General features: G+C 60.2%; 17 protein-coding genes. 2 read left to right on the forward strand and 15 right to left on the reverse strand.

The annotated features are described in order from the left end of the window. Positions 1–23 precede the first annotated feature (23 nt). The 3 genes from G4C92_RS03215 to G4C92_RS03225 are packed head-to-tail and all read right to left on the reverse strand — an operon-like array spanning position 24 to position 3,241. The gene (locus tag G4C92_RS03215) at positions 24–1,334 is read right to left on the reverse strand and encodes a vWA domain-containing protein (RefSeq protein ID WP_274941164.1); all 1,311 of its coding nucleotides are present in this window, start codon (positions 1,332–1,334) and stop codon (positions 24–26) included. Between the two features lie 16 nt (positions 1,335–1,350). Next, entirely contained in the window at positions 1,351–2,235 is an 885-nt protein-coding gene (locus G4C92_RS03220) for a leucine-rich repeat domain-containing protein (protein ID WP_274941165.1), read from the reverse strand. Beyond that, positions 2,219–3,241, reverse strand: coding sequence for an AraC family transcriptional regulator (locus G4C92_RS03225; RefSeq protein WP_274941166.1), 1,023 nt, complete (start codon positions 3,239–3,241; stop codon positions 2,219–2,221). The genes G4C92_RS03220 and G4C92_RS03225 overlap by 17 nt, the downstream gene beginning before the upstream one ends. Positions 3,242–3,425: 184 nt before the next feature. On the opposite strand from G4C92_RS03225, the gene G4C92_RS03230 reads away from it, so the two are divergent. Beyond that, the gene (locus G4C92_RS03230) at positions 3,426–4,973 is read left to right on the forward strand and encodes a UDP-glucose--hexose-1-phosphate uridylyltransferase (RefSeq protein WP_274941167.1); all 1,548 of its coding nucleotides are present in this window, start codon (positions 3,426–3,428) and stop codon (positions 4,971–4,973) included. 85 nt (positions 4,974–5,058) lie between these two features. Further along, positions 5,059–6,216 (forward strand): galactokinase, encoded by a 1,158-nt coding sequence (locus G4C92_RS03235; protein ID WP_274941950.1) that lies wholly within the window; start codon positions 5,059–5,061, stop codon positions 6,214–6,216. A gap of 105 nt (positions 6,217–6,321) precedes the next feature. On the opposite strand, the gene G4C92_RS03240 is transcribed toward G4C92_RS03235, so the two are convergent. The 12 genes from G4C92_RS03240 to G4C92_RS03300 form a co-directional block, all read right to left on the reverse strand. After that, on the reverse strand, positions 6,322–7,131 hold the full coding sequence (locus G4C92_RS03240) for a formate/nitrite transporter family protein (RefSeq protein WP_274941168.1): 810 nt from the start codon (positions 7,129–7,131) through the stop codon (positions 6,322–6,324). Next, on the reverse strand, positions 7,128–8,000 hold the full coding sequence (locus tag G4C92_RS03245; protein WP_274941169.1) for a bifunctional 5,10-methylenetetrahydrofolate dehydrogenase/5,10-methenyltetrahydrofolate cyclohydrolase: 873 nt from the start codon (positions 7,998–8,000) through the stop codon (positions 7,128–7,130). The genes G4C92_RS03240 and G4C92_RS03245 overlap by 4 nt, the downstream gene beginning before the upstream one ends. Positions 8,001–8,017: 17 nt before the next feature. Then, complete coding sequence (locus G4C92_RS03250) at positions 8,018–8,638, reverse strand: cyclodeaminase/cyclohydrolase family protein (RefSeq protein ID WP_274941170.1); 621 nt, start codon at positions 8,636–8,638, stop codon at positions 8,018–8,020. Between the two features lie 121 nt (positions 8,639–8,759). After that, positions 8,760–10,448, reverse strand: coding sequence for a formate--tetrahydrofolate ligase (locus G4C92_RS03255; RefSeq protein WP_274941171.1), 1,689 nt, complete (start codon positions 10,446–10,448; stop codon positions 8,760–8,762). A 142-nt stretch (positions 10,449–10,590) separates the two neighbouring features. Further along, the gene (locus G4C92_RS03260; RefSeq protein ID WP_274941172.1) at positions 10,591–11,235 is read right to left on the reverse strand and encodes a DUF3786 domain-containing protein; all 645 of its coding nucleotides are present in this window, start codon (positions 11,233–11,235) and stop codon (positions 10,591–10,593) included. Positions 11,236–11,247: 12 nt separating this feature from the next. Beyond that, positions 11,248–13,377 carry an acetyl-CoA decarbonylase/synthase complex subunit alpha/beta gene (gene acsB / locus G4C92_RS03265; protein WP_274941173.1) on the reverse strand — a complete coding sequence of 710 codons (2,130 nt, stop codon included), beginning with the start codon at positions 13,375–13,377 and terminating at the stop codon, positions 11,248–11,250. A gap of 243 nt (positions 13,378–13,620) precedes the next feature. Continuing rightward, positions 13,621–15,885 (reverse strand): carbon monoxide dehydrogenase/acetyl-CoA synthase methytransferase subunit, encoded by a 2,265-nt coding sequence (acsE, locus tag G4C92_RS14870; protein ID WP_330654775.1) that lies wholly within the window; start codon positions 15,883–15,885, stop codon positions 13,621–13,623. Positions 15,886–15,901: 16 nt separating this feature from the next. After that, positions 15,902–16,846, reverse strand: a complete 945-nt coding sequence (gene acsD, locus G4C92_RS03280) for an acetyl-CoA decarbonylase/synthase complex subunit delta (protein WP_274941174.1) — start codon at positions 16,844–16,846, stop codon at positions 15,902–15,904. Between the two features lie 159 nt (positions 16,847–17,005). Continuing rightward, a complete protein-coding gene (locus G4C92_RS03285; RefSeq protein ID WP_274941175.1) occupies positions 17,006–17,938 on the reverse strand; it encodes a methylenetetrahydrofolate reductase in 933 nt (310 codons plus the stop codon). 30 nt (positions 17,939–17,968) lie between these two features. Next, on the reverse strand, positions 17,969–18,196 hold the full coding sequence (locus tag G4C92_RS03290) for a hypothetical protein (RefSeq protein WP_274941176.1): 228 nt from the start codon (positions 18,194–18,196) through the stop codon (positions 17,969–17,971). Further along, positions 18,183–18,383, reverse strand: coding sequence for a CooT family nickel-binding protein (locus tag G4C92_RS03295; protein WP_274941177.1), 201 nt, complete (start codon positions 18,381–18,383; stop codon positions 18,183–18,185). The genes G4C92_RS03290 and G4C92_RS03295 overlap by 14 nt, the downstream gene beginning before the upstream one ends. A 12-nt stretch (positions 18,384–18,395) precedes the next feature. Further along, a complete protein-coding gene (locus G4C92_RS03300) occupies positions 18,396–18,680 on the reverse strand; it encodes a cobalt transporter (RefSeq protein WP_274941178.1) in 285 nt (94 codons plus the stop codon). Positions 18,681–18,710 lie beyond the last annotated feature (30 nt).

Raw genomic sequence — 18,710 nt, forward strand, 5'->3', positions numbered from 1 at the left:
CGCGGCCCGGATCAGAGGCCGCCTCACGCCCTCATGTACAGTGTCAGCGCCCACGCCGGCACCGCCTCCGTATCGCAGGGGCAGCCCTCCCGAAAGACGAAGGCGGTCGTATACGGCGTCGGCCGTTTCGGGTACACGCCGAATCCGTCCGTAAAATAAAGAAGTCCCTTAAGACTCCTCAGCTCTCCCTTCCGGATCATCTCATTCACACGGGCAAAGACAGGACGAAAATCCGTTCCGCCCCCTCCCGCGGCATGAAAGCCCTCCGCGTACCGCGTCATCTCCTCCGCCTTCGTGAGCACGACATCATCCCGCACCTCGGTATCGCAGGTCATGATGTGGATCCGCACACGCCTGAAAAAGCTTTCCTGCCTTGCGAGGACCGCCGCCGTCTGCCCGAGAAAGGCGCGGACCGCGCCGCGGTCGCAGGAGGCGGAGGTATCGATGGCGATCACCAGTTCCTCCACCCGCTTCGCCTCCGCAAATTCATTTTCCTCGATCAGCGGAAGATTGCCGTAGCGCTGAAGACCGTACCAGTAGAAGCCGTAATCGAAGGAATCCGGATCCACACGCATCTCCTCGCGGACCACGGCAAATTTCCGCAGCAGCGCGCGGAAGTCCGTCCGGCCGGCGCTGTCCGCCCGGAGCATGACGTCAAGCGAGCCGGTTCCCTTCCCCGCCTTTCTTCCTTCCCCGCGGAGAGAAGCGCTGACACACTTCGCAGTTCTCCTCCATTCGTCCGAAAGCCTATTCAGCGCTTCCTGTCCGCTCCCTGTCCGCCGCTCCCTCTCACGCTTCGGCATCCTCCAGAACACATGATCGTCCGCCGCGAATTCCTTCCGCATGCGCGTGAGCTCCTCGTACGACAGCGGATGCCGGAGAAAATACGAGCAGAGCCGCTCCGCCGTCAGCACCCGGACCTCCTCCTCAAGCTTCCGGTAACAGGATGCCCGGAAGTCCGACGCCGTCCGGTTCACCGCCGGATTGTCCATCCCGTCGATGACATGCTCGGCGGCGATGTCGGCGGAGAGATCCCAGACCTCCCCGTCCGCATACTCCTCCGCGGAGAATACATGACGGAACAGACAGTGCAGGAGCAGGTGCAGATAGATCCGGGTGAGCACGTAGGGATGACGGCGGTACACCTGTATGAGCCCCGCGGGCGAATAGCGTACCGTCTCGCCGTCCGTTCCGATGAGCCTCGTCGTCAGATCCATCCGGTGCGTGAGCACGCCCATCGCCGGTCCGAGGAAGGGCATGCTCACAAAGAGCTCCGTCCGGGTCTCGTCAAGCAGCGCCTCTCCGGCCGCCTCCAGTTCCGTCCTGCTTTTCACGCGGTCTTCTCTCCCTTCAGAGCGTAAACGTTTCCGGTTCCCGTCTGTCCCGGCCGCCGGACGCGCTCATCAGCAGCGCGCCGGCCTCCGTGTTCCCGTTTTCCGAGGCTTTCCGGAGCGCCGCATCCAGACCGTCCCTGTCCGGGTGCGCCGCGTCAAGAAGAACCGCCAGTCCCTCCGTATCCGTCCGGTCCAGCAGCATGAGCGCCGTTTCCTTCCAGTGCGCGCCCAGCCAGGACCGGTACGCTTCGCCGGCGGAGGCGTCCAGACGGAATGGATAGCGGAGACGCGCGAGCGCGGTCTCGGCCGCCGGATCCGAGTAGCGCTGGGCCGCCCACGAAAAGAGACGGTCATATTCCCGGTAATCGATGCCCTTCCGCGACACGCACTGCCGGTACCGGTAGCCGCATCCGACGATGGAGATGTGGATCGCCCGGGCCCACGGATCCTCCCTCGCCTCATCGGCGTAAGACGGAAAGACGAGGCAGGCGTCGCCGTCCGGCCCGTGAAGCAGCAGGCGGAGGCAGGCGTCCGTATCCCCCAGAAGGTCCTCAACCAGACGGTATCCGCCCCGCCTCAGGTCGATCTCAATCTCCCGGAGCGACGGGCACAGACGGATCACGCCGTCGTACAGATCCGACACCGAGTCGGATAAGCGAATCCTCCTCAGGCGTTCACAGCCGTAGAAGGCATAGCTCCGGATCTCCCGGACGGTATCCGGAATCTCGATTTCGAGGAGATCCGTCTGATCGGAAAATGCATGCGCGCCGATTCTTCTCAGCGGATGCCCCTCCACCTCAGGCGGAAGCGCGAGCCTTCCGACCGCCTTCTCCGCTCTGACAGCTTCGGCGAACGTCTCCCCGCCTGCCGGATCTCCCCTGAACTCATAGATAACGCCCATTCTGATCCGACCTCCCAGTCCGGCGCGTTTCTTTCTCCTCCGGACGGGCCGCCGCCTCTCCCTCCCGACGCATCGTGCTCTCGTGTGCCCCGGCCGGTCCTGCTTCGTCTCCGCCGGTCCGCCGCTCATCCTCTCTCTCCGCCTCCCGGAATGATCCTTCCTGCTCCCGCTTCCGGCGGCGGTGCGCCTCACGGTAGCCGGACGGCGTCTCGCCCATGATCCGGTGAAACGATTTCGAGAAATACAGTCCGTTGTCGTACCCCACGGAGGAGGCGATCGACGCCACTGTAAGAGACGAGCTCCTCAAAAGCTCCGCCGCCCGCCGCATCCGGTACCGGTCGAGATACTCCTTCGGAGAAACGCCCGCGACCGACGAGAATGCGCGGAACAGCGTGCTCCGGCTCACGCCGGCGTAGGAAGCGATCATCTCTACCGTCATCGGATAAGAATAGCGCGTGTCGATATAATCCACAGCCCGTTCCACCGTTTCCTCCGCCCCGGTGCGCGGAAGATGGTCGGCGGAAGCGCTGCTGATCAGGATCGACAGCGTCAGATAGAGCTCGCCCGTCATCCTCGCGGCGTTTTCGAAGGAATTGCCGAACGCGCTGTTGATCCGCCGGAGATGCTTCGCCAGCTCCTCCCCGCAGGAAAGGCCGCGCAGCACCCGCTGCTCCGGCGTGAAATCCGTCGCGTCCACGAGCAGCGGCGCGTCGAGTCCGGTGAATCCCACCCACTCGTACGTCCACGGGTCCTCCGCGTCGGCCTGATAGCTGATCTCCGTGTCCGGATACGCCAGAAAGACATCGCCCGCGCAGAGCTCCTCCGTCCGTCCGGCGAAAGAGTAGCGTCCCCGTCCCCTGCTGATGTAGTGAATCAGAAAGTGATCCCTGACCCCGGGGCCCCATGTGTACAGAGGCGCGCACCGCTGCCGTCCGACATTGACGACCATGAGCGACATCATCGCCCGGTCCTTCACCTTGTTGCTGAATTTGTAGCGTTCTTCCATCCCGCGGCTGCATGACCCCTCAATACGGGGCCGTCTGTCCTCCTCTGCGACAGTATAACCCTCCGCTCCGTCTCATGCAACAAACTTACATATCCATTCAACGAATATCCATTTTCACCGGGGGGCTCTTCCGTCATAATGAACTCAGATGGAACCGTGACCGGTCAAATGAAGGAGGCAGGGTATGACCGTAGAGGAAGCAGTACAGTCGCTGATCAGATATGGCATCCGGACCGAGCTGATCGAAGCGTCGGACGCGCGTTACGCCGCCAACGGCGTCTTCGATGTGCTGGGTGTCGAACCGTCCTACGCTTTTTCGCCGGAGGGAGGGGCGGACCTCCCGCTCGAGGAAATCCTCGGATTTCTTCTCGACGACGCAGTGAAGCGGGGACGCATCGAGGACGGCATCGCGAGCCGGGATCTCTTCGACACGCGCATCATGGGCGTGCTCACGCCGAGACCCAGCGAGGTGATCCGCCGTTTCACCGCGTTGGAAAAGGAAGATCCGGTTCTGGCTACGGACTATTTCTACAAGCTGGCCGGCGACAGCGACTACATCCGCCGCTACCGGATCGCAAAGGACGTCAAATGGGTCACGCCGACCCGCTATGGCGATCTCGATATCACCATCAATCTCTCGAAGCCGGAGAAGGACCCCAAGGCGATCGCTGCCGCGCTCAAAAAGAAGCAGGACTCCTATCCGAAGTGCCTGCTCTGCCCCGAGAATGAAGGCTACGCGGGCCGGATGGACCATCCGGCCCGTGAGACGATCCGCCTGATCCCGATGACACTGGGCGGTGAGAAATGGTACATGCAGTACTCTCCCTATGTCTACTACAACGAGCACTGCATTGTCCTTTCTGCGAAGCATGAGCCGATGAAGATCAGCCGCGGGACGTTCGTCCGCCTGCTGGAGTTCATCGGGCGCTTCCCGCACTACACGATCGGTTCCAACGCCGATCTGCCGATCGTCGGCGGCTCGATTCTCACCCACGAGCATTTCCAGGGCGGCCGCTACACATTCGCGATGGCGAAGGCGGACATCCGGCGTCCGGTGACCTTCCCCGGTTTCGAGGACATCCGGGCGGGCATCGTCAACTGGCCGATGAGCGTGATCCGGCTGGACGGCGACGACCCGGAGCGGATCACGGAGCTGGCGGACCGGATTCTCACGGTCTGGCGCACATACAGCGATCCGGCCTGCGATATCCTCTCCGAAACGGACGGCACGCCTCATAACACCATCACGCCGATCGCGCGCCGCCGCGGCCGTTCCTTCGAGCTGGATCTCGTCCTACGGAACAACCGGACGACCGCGGAACATCCGCTGGGCATTTTCCATCCTCACGCGGAGCTTCACCACATCAAGAAGGAGAACATCGGGCTCATCGAAGTGATGGGACTTGCCGTCCTTCCCTCGCGGCTGAAGACCGAGATGGAGGAGCTGAGCCGGGCCGTTCTTTCCGGCCGGGACGTGGATCAGGTGCCCTCACTCGCGCCGCACGCTCCCTGGACAAAAGAGATTCTGGCCCGTCACCCGGAGTTCGCGCCGGATGCGGTCCTCTCATACAAGGGCGGCCCCGAACGTCTCCGCGCCGACTGGGACGAAGTGCTGCAGAACGAGATCGGCCTCGTCTTCTCAAAGGTGCTCGAGCACTGCGGCGTCTACAAGGACGACGAGACGGGCCGCAGCGGCTTCGATGCCTTCCTCCGCGCCGTCGGCACGAACTGAACAACGCGATACGGAATTTCGAAAGGAGTACGAAATGGCACATATTCCTGCCCAGACAGCAGATGAGAATCAGATTCTCCGCGATATGAAAGCATCCTTCAGCGAGCTCTTCGGCGGCGACGGCGCGCGTGCCTTCTTTGCCCCCGGCCGCGTCAACCTGATCGGCGAGCATACCGACTACAACGGCGGGCATGTCTTCCCCTGCGCCCTCAGCTTCGGCACCTACGCTCTCGCAAGAAAGCGCAGCGACCGGCTCATCCGTCTCGCATCTCTCAATATCGGGGACGGCCGGATCTTCGAAAGTCCGCTCGACGGTCTCCGTTACGAGAAGGAGGCGGACTGGACCAACTACCCGAAAGGCGTGATCTGGGCCTTCGCCGAGGCTGGTCATCCGCTTCCGGAGGGCCTCGACGTCCTCTACTTCGGCAACATCCCGGCCGGCGCGGGACTCTCTTCCTCGGCTTCGCTGGAAGTGCTCACCGGGATCCTGCTCCGGGAGCTCTACGTTTTTCAGGATGTCTCCCAGACCGATCTCGCCCTGCTTGGACAGAAGGCGGAAAACCAGTTCGTCGGCATGAACTGCGGCATCATGGACCAGTTCGCCTCGGCGATGGGGAAGAAGGACCACGCGATCTATCTGGACGCCGCCACCCTTGATTTCGAGTATGCGCCGCTGACGCTTCCGGACGCGAAGATCGTCATCACCAACAGCGAGGTCAAGCATCAGCTCGCCTCCTCCGAGTACAACACGCGGCGCGCCGAGTGCGAGAAGGCCGTCTCCGAGATCAGCCGCGTGCGCCCGCTGAAGACGCTGGGTGAGCTCACTCCGGAAGAATTCGAAAAGCTGAAGGGCTGCCTTTCCGATGAAGTGCTCGTCCGCAGAGCAAGACACGCGGTGACGGAGAACGCCCGTACCGCGGAGGCATACGAGGCGCTCCGCGCAGGCCGGACTGACACCTTCGGCCTTCTGATGAACGCGTCTCACACTTCTCTCGAGAAGGATTACGAGGTTTCCTGTCCGGAGGTGGACTTCCTCGTTCACGAGGCCTGGAAGATCCCGGGCGTCATCGGCTCCCGGATCACGGGCGGCGGCTTCGGCGGCTGCACAGTCAGCATCGTTCGGAATGACGCGATCGATGCGTTCCGCAGCACGCTCTCTGACCGCTACAAGAAAGCGTACGATGTCACAGCCGAGTTCTACATCGCGGAGCCGGGTGACGGAGCGCATGAGATCATGGCCTGAGTTTTCTTCGGCTGAACATGAGATGGTGTAAAACATATCTTCATCGAAATAAAGGCGGTGCCGGATGTCCGGCACCGCCTTTATGATCCCCTGTTGTTCAAACTATCAATTCGCCTTCGCCGGCTTCCTGAGCCAGCAGTACCAGAGGAGCCACCCGATGAAAACACCGCCGACGATATTGCCGAGCGTCACCGGCAGCATGTTGCCCGCGAAATAACGGCCCCATGTCAGGTTCGGGTACTTCGCCGCAAGGTCCGGGAACTGGCCCTTCGCGAAGAGACCGAGCATGCAGTATGTCATGTCCGCGATGCTGTGGTTGAAGCCGCAGACCACGAAGAACATCACCGGCACCCAGGCGCCCATGAAGCGGGACACGCCGTCCTGGCCCTGCAGCGAGATGAAGACGCCGAGCGTCACGAGCATGTTGCAGAGGATGCCCATGACAAATGCATTCTGGAACGGCATCGTCATCTTCGCCTGCGCGACCTTCATGCAGAAGTCCGCGAGAGCACCGTCACCGGCGTTCTCCCATCCGAATTCCGCACAGAGGAGCGAGAAGACCATCGAACCGACGAAGTTGCCGATATAGACGACAATCCAGTTGCGGAGGAGCCCGCCGACCGTGGCTTTCTTATCCAGCACGCTGATGCTGATCAGTGTATTTCCCGTAAAGAGTTCGGATCCGGTGATGACGACCATACCGAGACCGAACGCGAACAGGATTCCGGAGATCATCCGGATCACCGAGTTATTGGTCTGCGCGTAGCTTGCCATCTGTGTGACAGCCGCCGGTACTCCAATCTCAAAGCCGGCCAGGATCGCCAGCACGAACATTTTTCCGAATGGAAGTTCCGTCTTCTTCTTTCCTGCACTGGAATAATTGGCAGTTGCTTCCGCCGCTGTAAATAAATTCATGAACAGGTCCTTTCCGCGGCGCTGATCACATGCCCGATCAGGACGGAAGTCGTCACGGAACCGACACCACCGGGAACCGGTGTGATGGCGTCCACGATCGGCTCGACTTCATCGAACACGGCGTCGCCTGCGATACCGCCCTTGCCATCCTTCTTCTTCGGGTCCCAGTTGATTGAGACGTCGATGACGGTCTGGCCGGGAGCGACATAGTCTTTCGTTAAGCTTCCGAGTACACCCGCTGAAGTCACAATGATGTCTGCTTTTCTCGCGATCGAAGGGACGTCGACTGTCTTCGTATGGCAGACGGTGACGGTTGCATTTTTCTTCATCAGCATCATCGCCGCCGGCTTGCCGACCACGAGGGACCGTCCGATCACACAGACGTTCTTTCCCTTCAGATCATAGCCGTAGTAGTCGAGGATCTCCATGCAGGCCTGAGGCGTGCACGGCGGGAACCCGAGATCTTTCCCTTCATAGACACCGGCATTGCTGAGATCGGTCATGCAGTCCACGTCCTTCGCTGCGGCGAGGTGGTTGATGATCTCGTCCTGGTCCGCCTTCAGATGCTTCGGAAGCGGGCGGAACAGAAGAACGCCGTGGACAGAATCATCCGCGTTCAGTTCCTCGATCTTGGCGATCAGCGCTTCCTTCGTCACATCTTCCGGAAGAAGATGACGCTCTGTCTCGATCCCGATCGTCTCGGCCCGCTTCATCGCACCTTTTTCATAAGAGATGTCAGAAGGGTTCTCCCCGCAGCGGACGATCGCCAGCTTCGGCATGATGCCTTTCGCCTTAAGTGCTTCTGCGCGCTCGGTCAGCTTTGCATTTAAAGACGCGGTGACTTCCTTACCCAGTAACTGTTTTGCCATGGTATCTTTCTTCCTCCTCAGGCGAGAAAACGTTTCCGGCAGGACTCGTAGATCTCGTCCGCCAGTGCGCAGTATGTTCCGAGCATCTCTTCGCAGCGAGCATTGAGACGCTCCGCTTCCCCGCGGTTTTTCAGTGACTTCGTGTTAATAAATACGTTAAGTGATGCCGCCTGAAGCGCGGCCTTCACGATCACGGCCCCGCAGCCGGCATCGGATACCGCAAGGCGCGATCCCTTCTCCGCGAACACGCGGATCGCATCGAGACTCTGGCAGCACAGTTCCATGATGTGGACCGGTACCGCACAGGCGTTGAGTGTCGCCTTCTCCAGCGTCTCCTCGCGAGTCGGATCATCCTTCGGGATGCCGTACGCCTTTGCGAGCGGTGCAAACCCTTCCGCGTCCGCAGGCACCTGGTCAAGGAGCTGCTTTTCAAGGTCATCGCACTTTGCCTTGAGCGCGATGATCTCCTGCTCCACGTCCGCATACTTCTTCTTTCCGACCGTCAGGCTGCCGACCATGTTGCCGAGAGCCGTTCCGATTGCGCCGACAAGCGCGGAAGCTCCGCCGCCGCCCGGCACCGGCTCCTTCGATGCGAGCACGCTGACAAACTCGCGGCATGTATTTTCAGTAAAATCCATTCCCTTTTTCCTTATCCGGATGACCCGCGAAGCGGTTCCCCATTCTGATTTTTTGAAAACGGATGGGCGGAAAAAGATCCGCCCATCCGTTTTATGTTTTTAGTTTTTCGGCTCGTCGTGATCAGAACAGTCCGGAAATCTTTCCGTTCTCATCCACGTCGATGCGCTCAGCCGCCGGTCTCTTCGGCAGACCCGGCATCGTCATGATATCACCGGTCAGCGCAACCAGGAAGCCGGCGCCGGCGGAAACCTTGACGTTCCGGACAGTGACTTCGAACCCGGTCGGGCGTCCGAGCTTCTTCGGATCGTCGGAAAGCGAATACTGTGTCTTCGCCATGCAGACCGGCATCTTGTCGAAGCCCATATCCGTCAGCTGCTTGATCTGCTTCTCTGCCTGAGCGGTGTAAACCACGCCGTCGCCGCCGTAGATCTTCGTCACGATGTCGTTGATCTTGTCCTTGATGGACTCGTCGAGCTCATACGCATAGGTGAAGTCATTCGGCTCATCGCAAAGTCTCAGCACTTCCTTCGCAAGCTCGATGCCGCCTTCGCCGCCTTTGCCCCAGACTTCGGAGAGTGCGACGTTGACGCCGAGTTCCTTGCACTTCTTCTCGACAAGCGCAAGCTCTGCCTCTGTATCCTGCGGGAAGCGGTTGATCGCGACCACGCACGGAAGCTTGTAGACCTTCGTGATATTCTCGATATGCTTCAGAAGGTTCGGAAGTCCCTTCTCGAGTGCCTCAAGATTCTCCTCGCCCGTCTCGTTCTTCGGGACGCCGCCGTTGTACTTCAGCGCGCGGCAGGTCGCGACAAGCACGACACAGTTCGGCTTAAGTCCTGCCATCCGGCACTTGATGTCGAGGAACTTCTCGGCGCCCAGATCCGCGCCGAAGCCGGCCTCCGTGATCGTGTAATCAGCCAGCTTCATCGCGATCTTCGTTGCCTGCACGGAGTTGCAGCCGTGCGCGATGTTCGCGAAGGGTCCGCAGTGAACGAAGGCCGGCGTATGCTCCAGCGTCTGAACCAGATTCGGCTTCAGTGCATCCTTGAGGAGCGCCGCCATCGCGCCTTCCGCGTGAAGATCACCCGCGGTCACCGGCTTCTGCTCTGACGGCTTGCCGTAGGTATAACCGATGACGATTCTGGAAAGTCTCTGCTTCAGGTCGTTGATGTCGCTTGCAAGGCAGAGGACCGCCATCACTTCGGATGCGACCGTGATATCATATCCGTCTTCACGCGGAACGCCGTCCGTGCGGCCGCCGAGGCCGTCCACGACTTTACGGAGCTGACGGTCGTTCATGTCGACGCAGCGTCTCCATGTGATCTTTCTCGGGTCGATGTTCAATTCGTTGCCCTGGAAAATATGGTTGTCGATCATGGCAGCCAGCAGGTTGTTCGCCGCGCCGATCGCGTGGAAATCGCCCGTGAAGTGAAGGTTGATGTCCTCCATCGGAACCACCTGTGCGTAGCCGCCGCCGGCCGCGCCGCCTTTGATTCCGAAGACCGGGCCGAGAGAAGGCTCACGAAGAGCGACCATCACGTTCTTGTCAAGCCGCTTCATCGCGTCCGCGAGGCCGACCGTTGTCGTCGTCTTGCCTTCGCCCGCCGGAGTCGGGTTGATCGCCGTGACGAGAACCAGTTTGCCGTTCGGACGCTTGATGTCCTTCAGGATATTGTAGTCTACCTTCGCCTTGTACTTGCCGTACTGCTCAAGGTATTTGTCGTCGATCCCGGCTGCTTCCGCGATCTGCGTGATCGGAAGCATCGTGGATTCCTGAGCGATTTCAATGTCTGTCTTGTACTCTGCCATGTCTGCATTTCCTCCTGAATATAATATAAGTGTGATATATATTCGCAGTCCGGCCGTCACGCGGGCTGTCGCTTTCAGCCCCGTCTGCCGGCTGCAGTGAACGGATATTCGTGATCCGCTGCACCCGAATCGGAAAAGCGTGTCAGTCTGCCTTCTTCTCCTGACGCGGCGCGGCGGCTGCGCCGAGCGCCGTGATCAGAAGTTCCGCGGCGACGACGCCGTCCTCCGCGGAGAATCCGGCAGCAAAATTATCGGTATACAGAAACTGTGCGTTGGGCGGAAACTCATCATCGCCCTCCCAGATCAGCATCTGCACATGATAGGAGCCTAAGAAAGCAAAATCATATCCGGCGTCGCTGTTCGGAACCGGCGTTCCGCCCAGCCTTTCCGCCCCCCGCTTCAGGCCTTCGAGATCAGACCCGAACCGGAAAGCGGCCCTGCGGATGCACCGCCCGTTGTAGGTCGCCGTGTAAATCGCGGCGCCCGGCAGCTGCGGGAACGCCATGTACCGGCCTGACCCGGGGAGAACCATGCCGCTGATCAGATAGCGCAGCAGCATGATTCTCGCCTCGTCTCCCGTAACCGCCCGGGGTTCGTCGGACCGCACGGTCCCCTCCGGCCAGCTCACCCGGTATTCGTTTCCGTACATGGTGACCCGGAAGGCTCCGCCCCCGAACGGAAGGCCAAGCTCCCCTGCCCTCCGTTCGGGATCGATCGCCCGGTAGAGGCTCAGATAATGCTCGAGCGGAACGCCGTACCGGTTGTTGATGACTTCTGGTTTCTTCATTCTTTCTTCGGATCAGAGAAGGGGATCCATCTGGAGAACCGGATGATTCTTCTCGGTCAGCCAGTTGTAGAGCTCCTCCACGTCTGTTGTGACGGTCTCATCGGCGATGTAGTCGGTGAAGTTGTCAATGCCATAGAGTTCCTTCGCCGTGCGGTTCAGCTTCTCGCCCACATCGTCCTTCAGCTCCTTCGGCATCCAGACGATCCGCTCGATGCCGCCCTCAGCCGCGATGAATTTCTTCGACGAGATGAAATGACGGCCGTGACCCATATAGCCCGGCGTCTGCACGCCGCCGCCGGTGCAGGAGGCCAGTTCGCCGAACGTCATGCCGGTCGGCGTCATACCCGTGTACTCACGGTTGACGACAACGAATCCGTTGGACATCGGCTCGATGCCGGTGATGCACTCGAAGCATCCGCAGGACGTCATCGGATCCTCCATGATGGAGTACAGCGTGACGCTCTCCAGCGCGCCGTGAGTCGCTTCCTTCACCATCTCGTTGACCTTTGTATAGCGGCCCAGCTTCTCATCGAGGCAGCCTTCCTTCGGGACAGGCTGTGAGGAGCCGTTGGGGTTCAGCTGATATGTCGCCTTCGCATCGAGCCATGACACGGCGCCGCAGAGGCCCAGCCGTTCCGGCGTGACGATGCAGCAGTGCGCCGGGGCGAAGGACTGGCAGAGGATGCAGGTGTAGAACTCGTTCACCGACTCATCCGTCAGGGAAGCCAGACGGTCATCACGCTCGTTGTAGCGCGGCATCGCCTCCTCCGTGAGGATCCGCTCGACCTCGGCCCTGTCGGTGACAAGCTTCACCTGACATTTGTCCACGACCGCGGAGAACTCGTCCATGATCATGTTGTAGATCACTTCCGCAAAATCCTTCAGGCGGAGGCCTTTGTCATAAGCATCTTTCGAGACACGGATCCGGATCTGATTACGCTGGCCGGTGTGCATGACGCCTTCCATATAGTTGAGCCAGGAATGGAATTTTCTCTCGATGACGGACTCGAAGTCCTTCTGCATCTTCCTGCCGGCGACCTCGACGTAGCAGGCGTACGGATACTGATCCGCCCCGCTGTCAAAATCGTCGCCGACGATCTCGATCTTATGATCCTCGACCTGATCCATGTCACGCATCGTGACCAGCTCGCAGGTCGGGTTCTTGCCGGAGTAAAGCTCGCACTTCATGTCCTTGCGGCGGATAATCTCTCCTTCGAAGGCAGCCGCGAACGCAACCGGGATCGGAAGCTCCTTGACCTTGATCTTGATCCCCCGCATCTCAAGCGACTTCTTCACGGTTCCGGTGTGATCCATCTCGGATTCCAGCGCGCCTTCCACCTGCATGTCTCCGAGATCGATATCGGCGAGCACCGGGAAGCCGAGCGCGATCGCACCCGCCCCCGCGGAAACGGTCACCGCGTCAAGCGCGCCGAAGGTATTGATGAAGGCCGGGACTCTCTCCTTTGTGTAAGCCAGCAGACCCTTCAGATCACCCGGCTGGATGTTGCCGAAGATCAGCGCCGCACGGATCGCAACAGTCACGACATGGATCACGGAGGTCACGTCATGTCCCAGCGGCACCACACGCATCTCGAGTCCTGCCTTGACGCCCTGTCCGACCGCCTGCTCGATCACATCGCCGACAAGGAAGGTCAGAAGGCCCTTGGCCTGATAGTCCTTGACGACCGCGGCGACATCCGCCGGGTTGTCCGCCTTGCCGATCACGACTGCGATACCCGGAATATCGCCGGTGACCAGCGGCACGCCGAGCGAACGGATCACCGAGTCCGGAACGAATCCGATTCCGGACTCATCCGAATAGGGATCCGCCTTGTCAACGTACTTCAGGCCCTCGATGATCTCCGCGCCGACAGCCGTCGCGAGCCCCGCGTTCAGGGCGTCGCCCAGCTCCGGCTTGTTGCTGATCAGGCTCTTCAGCACATCGACACAGGCCGGAAGATCGCCGAGCTTCTGCACCTTCGTGCCCGTCGCCGCATAGATCGTCGGGAAGAAATACGCAGTCTGCGGGAAAGCGATGGCCTTGTCCGCTCCGTATTTCGCGATCGCATCGTTCACAGCCTGACCGGTGAGACCGGCAACTGCGTTGGAACCGGAATAAATCAGATCAGTTAACGCACTCATTGGTAATGGAACCTCCTTACTTCATCATGCCCGCGCCGAACGGATCGGAAGCGGCGTTTCCGCATGGGACCCGTCAATCAACACTCCCGATATCATAGCATATTTTTAGTGAAATTAACAGATTTGTTCGTACAAAAGCACAAGCAGACCGCAAAAACCACCAGAACATTTTCTCCGATCCGGCCGCCGGCTCATCGAAAAAACGGGCCTCCCCGGTCAGACCGGGGAGGCCCGCCGTCCGTATCAGAAATCGAGATACGAATCGGAATACAGCTCGTAGTTCTTGAAGATGTCGCAGGTATGGATCGTCTCCATCGTGCGGCGGTCGTTCGGGTTGATGATCGCGGAGGTCAGACCCTGCATCATCGCCATCGCGACCAGCGTCGAATCCATGATCGGACGGACCTCCTTCGGCGCGCCGTTGGAGTTGTTGGACAGACCGCCGGTGGACTTGAGGCCCTCATCCGAGAACATCTTGATCGCGTTCAGAACATCCATCTGCTTGTCCTGCATGCCCTTGACGACGAGGAACAGCGGATCGAACCAGAGGTCCGTCGCCTCCATGCCGAGGCTGAGTCCTCTCTCAAGCATCGTATGGCAGTGATGCATCCGCTCGTCGTTGTCCTTGGCGATGCCGTCTGCCGAGCAGAGGGCGATCACGATCGCGTCGTTGGCTGCCGCCAGATCGATGTTGGAAATACGGGAGCCGGCGTCCGCCGAGTTGATGATCGGCTTGCCGTTGGTCCGGTTGTAAACCCGGATGCCGGCTTCGATCGCCTTCTTGTTGGCGGTGTCCAGAGCCAGCGGAACGTTGTCGAAGTTCTCCTGAATCGTCCGAACCGCCCAGGTCATCAGTTCCGGTCCGTTCTTCTCAGCCGGTCCGATGTTGACGTCCAGATAGGTGGCGCCCGCCTTGATCTGCTGCGCCGCACGCTTCAGAATCGGATCCGGATCGAAGTTTTCCATCGCCGCGCGGATCGACGGGGAGATGCAGTGGATGCGCTCGCCGATCGTGACGAACTTCTTGGACTCCGGATCTCTCTGCTGATAATGGACGCCCATATCGACATGCTTGATTTCCGGATAGACCAGCTTGTCAAAATCAATCGGGCCTTCCACGATCGCCGGACCGCTCGAGACGCCGGCCGCAGCCTTGGCCTTCTCCGCCGCTTCTGCAGCCGCCTTGTACTCGCCGTCCTTCAGATACTTGACGAGTTCGACCGCTTCTCTCGTACCGACGCAGACATTCCACTCAGGCAGCTTCTCCTGGATCTCGCCCTTCATGACGGCGACCTTGCCCGGGATGATCAGCGTCCGGTTGTTGATCTTGCTGTCGATATCGTACTCGTCGAAGAACTTCTTGATGGAGCTCGAGGAGAATTTGCCCGCCGCCCATGCCGTCAGCACGGACATGCCGGACGCGTCGGAAATCAGCAGGTTGACTGGCACCTTGGAGCGCTCGATCTCGCCGGAAACCAGGAAGTACGTCAGTGCGAAGTCGACCGTGACGCAGCACGGATCGTCCGGCGTCGCGCCGTTCAGCGGATAGATGCCCGGCGTCACCTTCATCGGTCTCTGCGGATCCGTGAAGATGTTCTGGCGCAGGCCGTAGACCGGCAGCGCCTCGGCGTAGCTCATCTGCGACATCACGACGACGGAGCCGTACTTTACCGTGAAGAGCGCGGCGTAAGCTTCCTGCTTGTGCATGCAGTCCGGCGCGAGCTTCGCCACGTTGACGATGGACGGATAGCCCATCGTACGGACGTTCTCGACCAGCGCCGCCCGGCGGACGACCACCGCGTTCGCGAAGGTCTGCTTCGCCGTATCGGCCGTGACATCAAAGACCAGCTTCTTGTTTCCGGCCTTCTCCAGCTTCTCGGCAAGGTCGAAGAACGCCTCCGGCGTCGGAGCCTTGATGCCGAGGACCGCGTGATCCTTGACAGCCGCGTTCATCGCCTCATAGTTATCGGCCGTCGCGCCGTCAATGATCACATCGCCGGTCACTGCCACAACCGCCTTCGCGACCTCGGGATCGCCCGTCTCGACGATCACGCCGCGGCCGGCTTCCCTGGCCTTCTTCACCACGGCCGTCACCGCGTCCGCGCCGTTTCCTTTGTCCTCTACGAAGACATACTCGACGAATTCGCGCTCGCTGATTCGCTGGTAGTCGACCTTCGTGATCTCCGCGAACTTTGCGTCCAGCGCCGCCGCGTCAAGATCGGACGGAACGGTCACCGCGTAGCGGGTCGGGGAGACAAAGGTCTTCTCGTGACGGAACATCACAGTCTCGCCGCCGAGCTTCTGGCCGCCGACCTCAATCGTCTTCATTGGCGGAGCCGTCGCCTCGGAAAGCAGCGCGATCGCTTCCTCCGACATGTACGGACACTTGGTGATCGGAAGCGCGCCCTGGGCCACCTTCATGCAGAACGCCATGCAGGTCGGAGAGCCGCATTCCTTACAGTTCTTCTTCGGGGATAATTTGAAAATATCAAGACCTTTTACTGCCATCTTCTATCGACCTCCATCAGGCGAGTTCATCAATCATCTGTGAAATAGCTGCGATCGCTGCCGGATGTCTCATGATGACCGCATCCGAACCGCTGGCAAGGCAGGCTGCCGCCGTCGTGATTTCCATCTGGATGCCGCGCTCCTCGGCGTCGCCCCACTCCGGATCCTCAGACTCCGGAAGCGTGGATTCCTTCACACCCCAGGTCTCGGTGGAGATCGGCGTGATGATCGGCATCTGCAGCTGCGTGTCGGACGCGCCGAGTGCGGCTGCCTTGATCCGGTCAAGAGTGGAGATCACGTACTCGAAGCCGTAACCCGCTGCCGCGCAGCCCGGCTGCATGACGATGGAGCCAGCCGGAATCCCCAGCTGGGTCATGACGGTGTTGAGCTGTTTTGCGAGGTTGATGTCGTCCGCGGACTCCGCACCCACCTTCTGATTGTAAGCCAGCGCCGCGGAAGCGCCGACGGTCTTGTAGTTTTCCTGTCTGGCGGACAGAACCAGAATGTTCTTGCCGGCCAGCGCCTCGGAGATCTTCGCGAACAGCTCCGCGTCCTTCTCCACATTCTTGCATCCCATCACGACGATCGGCATCGTCACTTTCTCCGCGACAGCCTTCGCGGTCGCCACGCACTCCTCGACGGAACGGTTGCGTCCGTTGGGATCCGCGCCCTCAAAGTGAAGGACAATCATGGAGACTCCTGGCAGCTCCTGCGCCTTCACGGCCATCGCCTCGATGGAATCACATCCCGCGTAGAAATCCGCAAGCCCCTTCTGGGTATACGTCTCGAGCGCGAGGTCGCTGATTTCCACACCGATCTTCTGTTTGTTCTCCGCCGGAGCGTCGAACGAATAGAACGGCAGCGTGTTATTGCCGCCGATCTTCACTGCCTTGTCGCCGGTACCCAGCTCAACAGTGTTGATAGAAGCGTTGTAGACCTTCTTCTTGAGTTGATAAGGCATTCCTCATTCCTCCTGAAAACACTTGATAGATACATGGTGCTTTGCTGCGGCGCGGACGATGTCCGGTTCCGCATATATAGACACTCAAGATCCCGCCGGCGGATGCTTGCCCCGCCGGCGGAGTCTCAAATGATACCCGTAATGACAGCCTCCGTCCTGTCAGGAGGCGCTTCCGGCTATACCCGCCTCGTGGACGATCTCCGCCACCGCGTCGGCCTTGTTCAGCGTGTACAGATGAATCCCGCTGATGTCAAGCGACCGGCAGGCATCGATCTGTTCGATGGTATAAGCCATCCCCTCCTCACGGAAGGCGGCCTTCTTGGCCGCGACGGTTTCCTCCGGTTCGGTCGGCGCAAAGGGATTCGGAAAAATCCAGTGCCGGGAGATGATGGAACTCAGCTTCCGCTCCATCACGCAGCCGTTGCGGCTCAGCGCCATATTGATGGTCGCCGCCTCGTCCAGCACCGGCATGATGCCGACGTCTACCGGCATCGTGACGCCCGCTTCCCGGATCGCGTCCAGCCAGCGGCGGAACTGCTCCATATCCCAGCAGAGCTGCGTCATAATGTAGTCCGCTCCGAGATCCTGCTTCTGACGGAGAAACGCGATGTCCGTCTCCAGCGACCGGCACTCGATATGTCCCTCCGGCGAGCCCGCGACCGCGATGGTGAACCGGTCCCCGAACCGCTCCCGGATGAACCGGACCAGCTCTGTGGCGTAATGAAAGTCGCCGCGCGTCCCGTCCCACCCTGCCGGCAGGTCGCCGCGCAGCGCCAGCACATGGTCCACGCCGTGGTCGAGATAGGTCTGAAGCTGCCGCTCGACGGATTCCTTTGTGTTCCCGATGCAGGTCAGATGCGTGACCGGCAGCGTCCGGCAGTCCTTCCGGATCTTGGAGACAACCTCCAGATTCTTGCCGACCCGGGTTCCGCTGGAGCCGTAGGTGCAGGAGATGTAGTCCGGCCGGAGCTGATAGAGCCGGTCGAGCACGCCGCCTTCCCGGACCAGCCGTTCCATTCCCCTGTCGGTCTTGGGCGGAAACACCTCGAAGGAAAAGACCATCCGTCTGGCAAAAAGATCGGTCAGTTTCATCGTACCCCTTCCCTCTGACCGCAGGGCGGATCAGAGCTCCGAGAAGACGAACAGATGCGAAAGTCCGTCCGCCTCCGCGTGAAGCGCGAGGCTTCCGTCCGCCCTCCGGTCCTCGTCAATCCGGACCTCCTTGCCCGGAAATTTTCCTCTCACATAGGAAGCCGGGTCATCGCACTCGATTTCCTCGAAGGAGACGTCCCGCATCTGGTTGCGGCTGCAGCTGTTGTGGATCTCCCAGATCACCTCATACCGCTTCATCGGCTTCCTCGACGAGCGCGTACCCGTCCACGAGATTGGCCTGCCTGAGGATTCCGGGAATCGTCATCTTCCGCCCCATCAGATCGGTGAGAACCACCTCCTGCGGATGGCACTCGATTGTCATGACATTCTTCATCAGAATATTTTCCGGTTCCTGCGTTTCTTTATAGACAGTGGAAAGACACATCGTTCCTCCTCCTTATGCCTCGAGGTGTCTGAGTGCGTCTTCGAGGATCGCGTTTCCTTTGCCGAACTCACTGACCGCCTGCTGAATTTCCTCATAGACCGCCGCGTTCCCGCCGCGGATCTTCTCCGCGAGCTCCGCCGTCTCCTTCAGATGAGACGCGTTGTGCCCGACCATGTACCGGAGCATCGCGATCATCTCCTCCTTCGGCGTGACATCGCCTTCCGGCCCGTGATGATGCTCGTGCTCATGCCCATGCGCCGCGTGATCGTGCTCATGGGGATATCCCAAATCATGCATAAATCAAAACCTCCCGAACAGGACTATTCT

It is taken from the genome of Chordicoccus furentiruminis, from assembly GCF_019355395.1.
In the GTDB taxonomy this organism is placed as follows: Bacteria; Bacillota; Clostridia; order Lachnospirales; family Lachnospiraceae; genus Chordicoccus; species Chordicoccus furentiruminis.

Coding starts and splice junctions, on each gene's coding strand:
- G4C92_RS03220 (WP_274941165.1), bottom strand. CDS start 2,235: ATGGGCGTTATCTATGAGTTCAGGGGAGATCCGGCAGGCGGGGAGACG.
- G4C92_RS03225 (WP_274941166.1), bottom strand. CDS start 3,241: ATGGAAGAACGCTACAAATTCAGCAACAAGGTGAAGGACCGGGCGATG.
- G4C92_RS03230 (WP_274941167.1), top strand. CDS start 3,426: ATGACCGTAGAGGAAGCAGTACAGTCGCTGATCAGATATGGCATCCGG.
- G4C92_RS03235 (WP_274941950.1), top strand. CDS start 5,059: ATGAAAGCATCCTTCAGCGAGCTCTTCGGCGGCGACGGCGCGCGTGCC.
- G4C92_RS03240 (WP_274941168.1), bottom strand. CDS start 7,131: ATGAATTTATTTACAGCGGCGGAAGCAACTGCCAATTATTCCAGTGCA.
- G4C92_RS03245 (WP_274941169.1), bottom strand. CDS start 8,000: ATGGCAAAACAGTTACTGGGTAAGGAAGTCACCGCGTCTTTAAATGCA.
- G4C92_RS03250 (WP_274941170.1), bottom strand. CDS start 8,638: ATGGATTTTACTGAAAATACATGCCGCGAGTTTGTCAGCGTGCTCGCA.
- G4C92_RS03255 (WP_274941171.1), bottom strand. CDS start 10,448: ATGGCAGAGTACAAGACAGACATTGAAATCGCTCAGGAATCCACGATG.
- G4C92_RS03260 (WP_274941172.1), bottom strand. CDS start 11,235: ATGAAGAAACCAGAAGTCATCAACAACCGGTACGGCGTTCCGCTCGAG.
- acsB (WP_274941173.1), bottom strand. CDS start 13,377: ATGAGTGCGTTAACTGATCTGATTTATTCCGGTTCCAACGCAGTTGCC.
- acsE (WP_330654775.1), bottom strand. CDS start 15,885: ATGGCAGTAAAAGGTCTTGATATTTTCAAATTATCCCCGAAGAAGAAC.
- acsD (WP_274941174.1), bottom strand. CDS start 16,846: ATGCCTTATCAACTCAAGAAGAAGGTCTACAACGCTTCTATCAACACT.
- G4C92_RS03285 (WP_274941175.1), bottom strand. CDS start 17,938: ATGAAACTGACCGATCTTTTTGCCAGACGGATGGTCTTTTCCTTCGAG.
- G4C92_RS03290 (WP_274941176.1), bottom strand. CDS start 18,196: ATGAAGCGGTATGAGGTGATCTGGGAGATCCACAACAGCTGCAGCCGC.
- G4C92_RS03295 (WP_274941177.1), bottom strand. CDS start 18,383: ATGTGTCTTTCCACTGTCTATAAAGAAACGCAGGAACCGGAAAATATT.
- G4C92_RS03300 (WP_274941178.1), bottom strand. CDS start 18,680: ATGCATGATTTGGGATATCCCCATGAGCACGATCACGCGGCGCATGGG.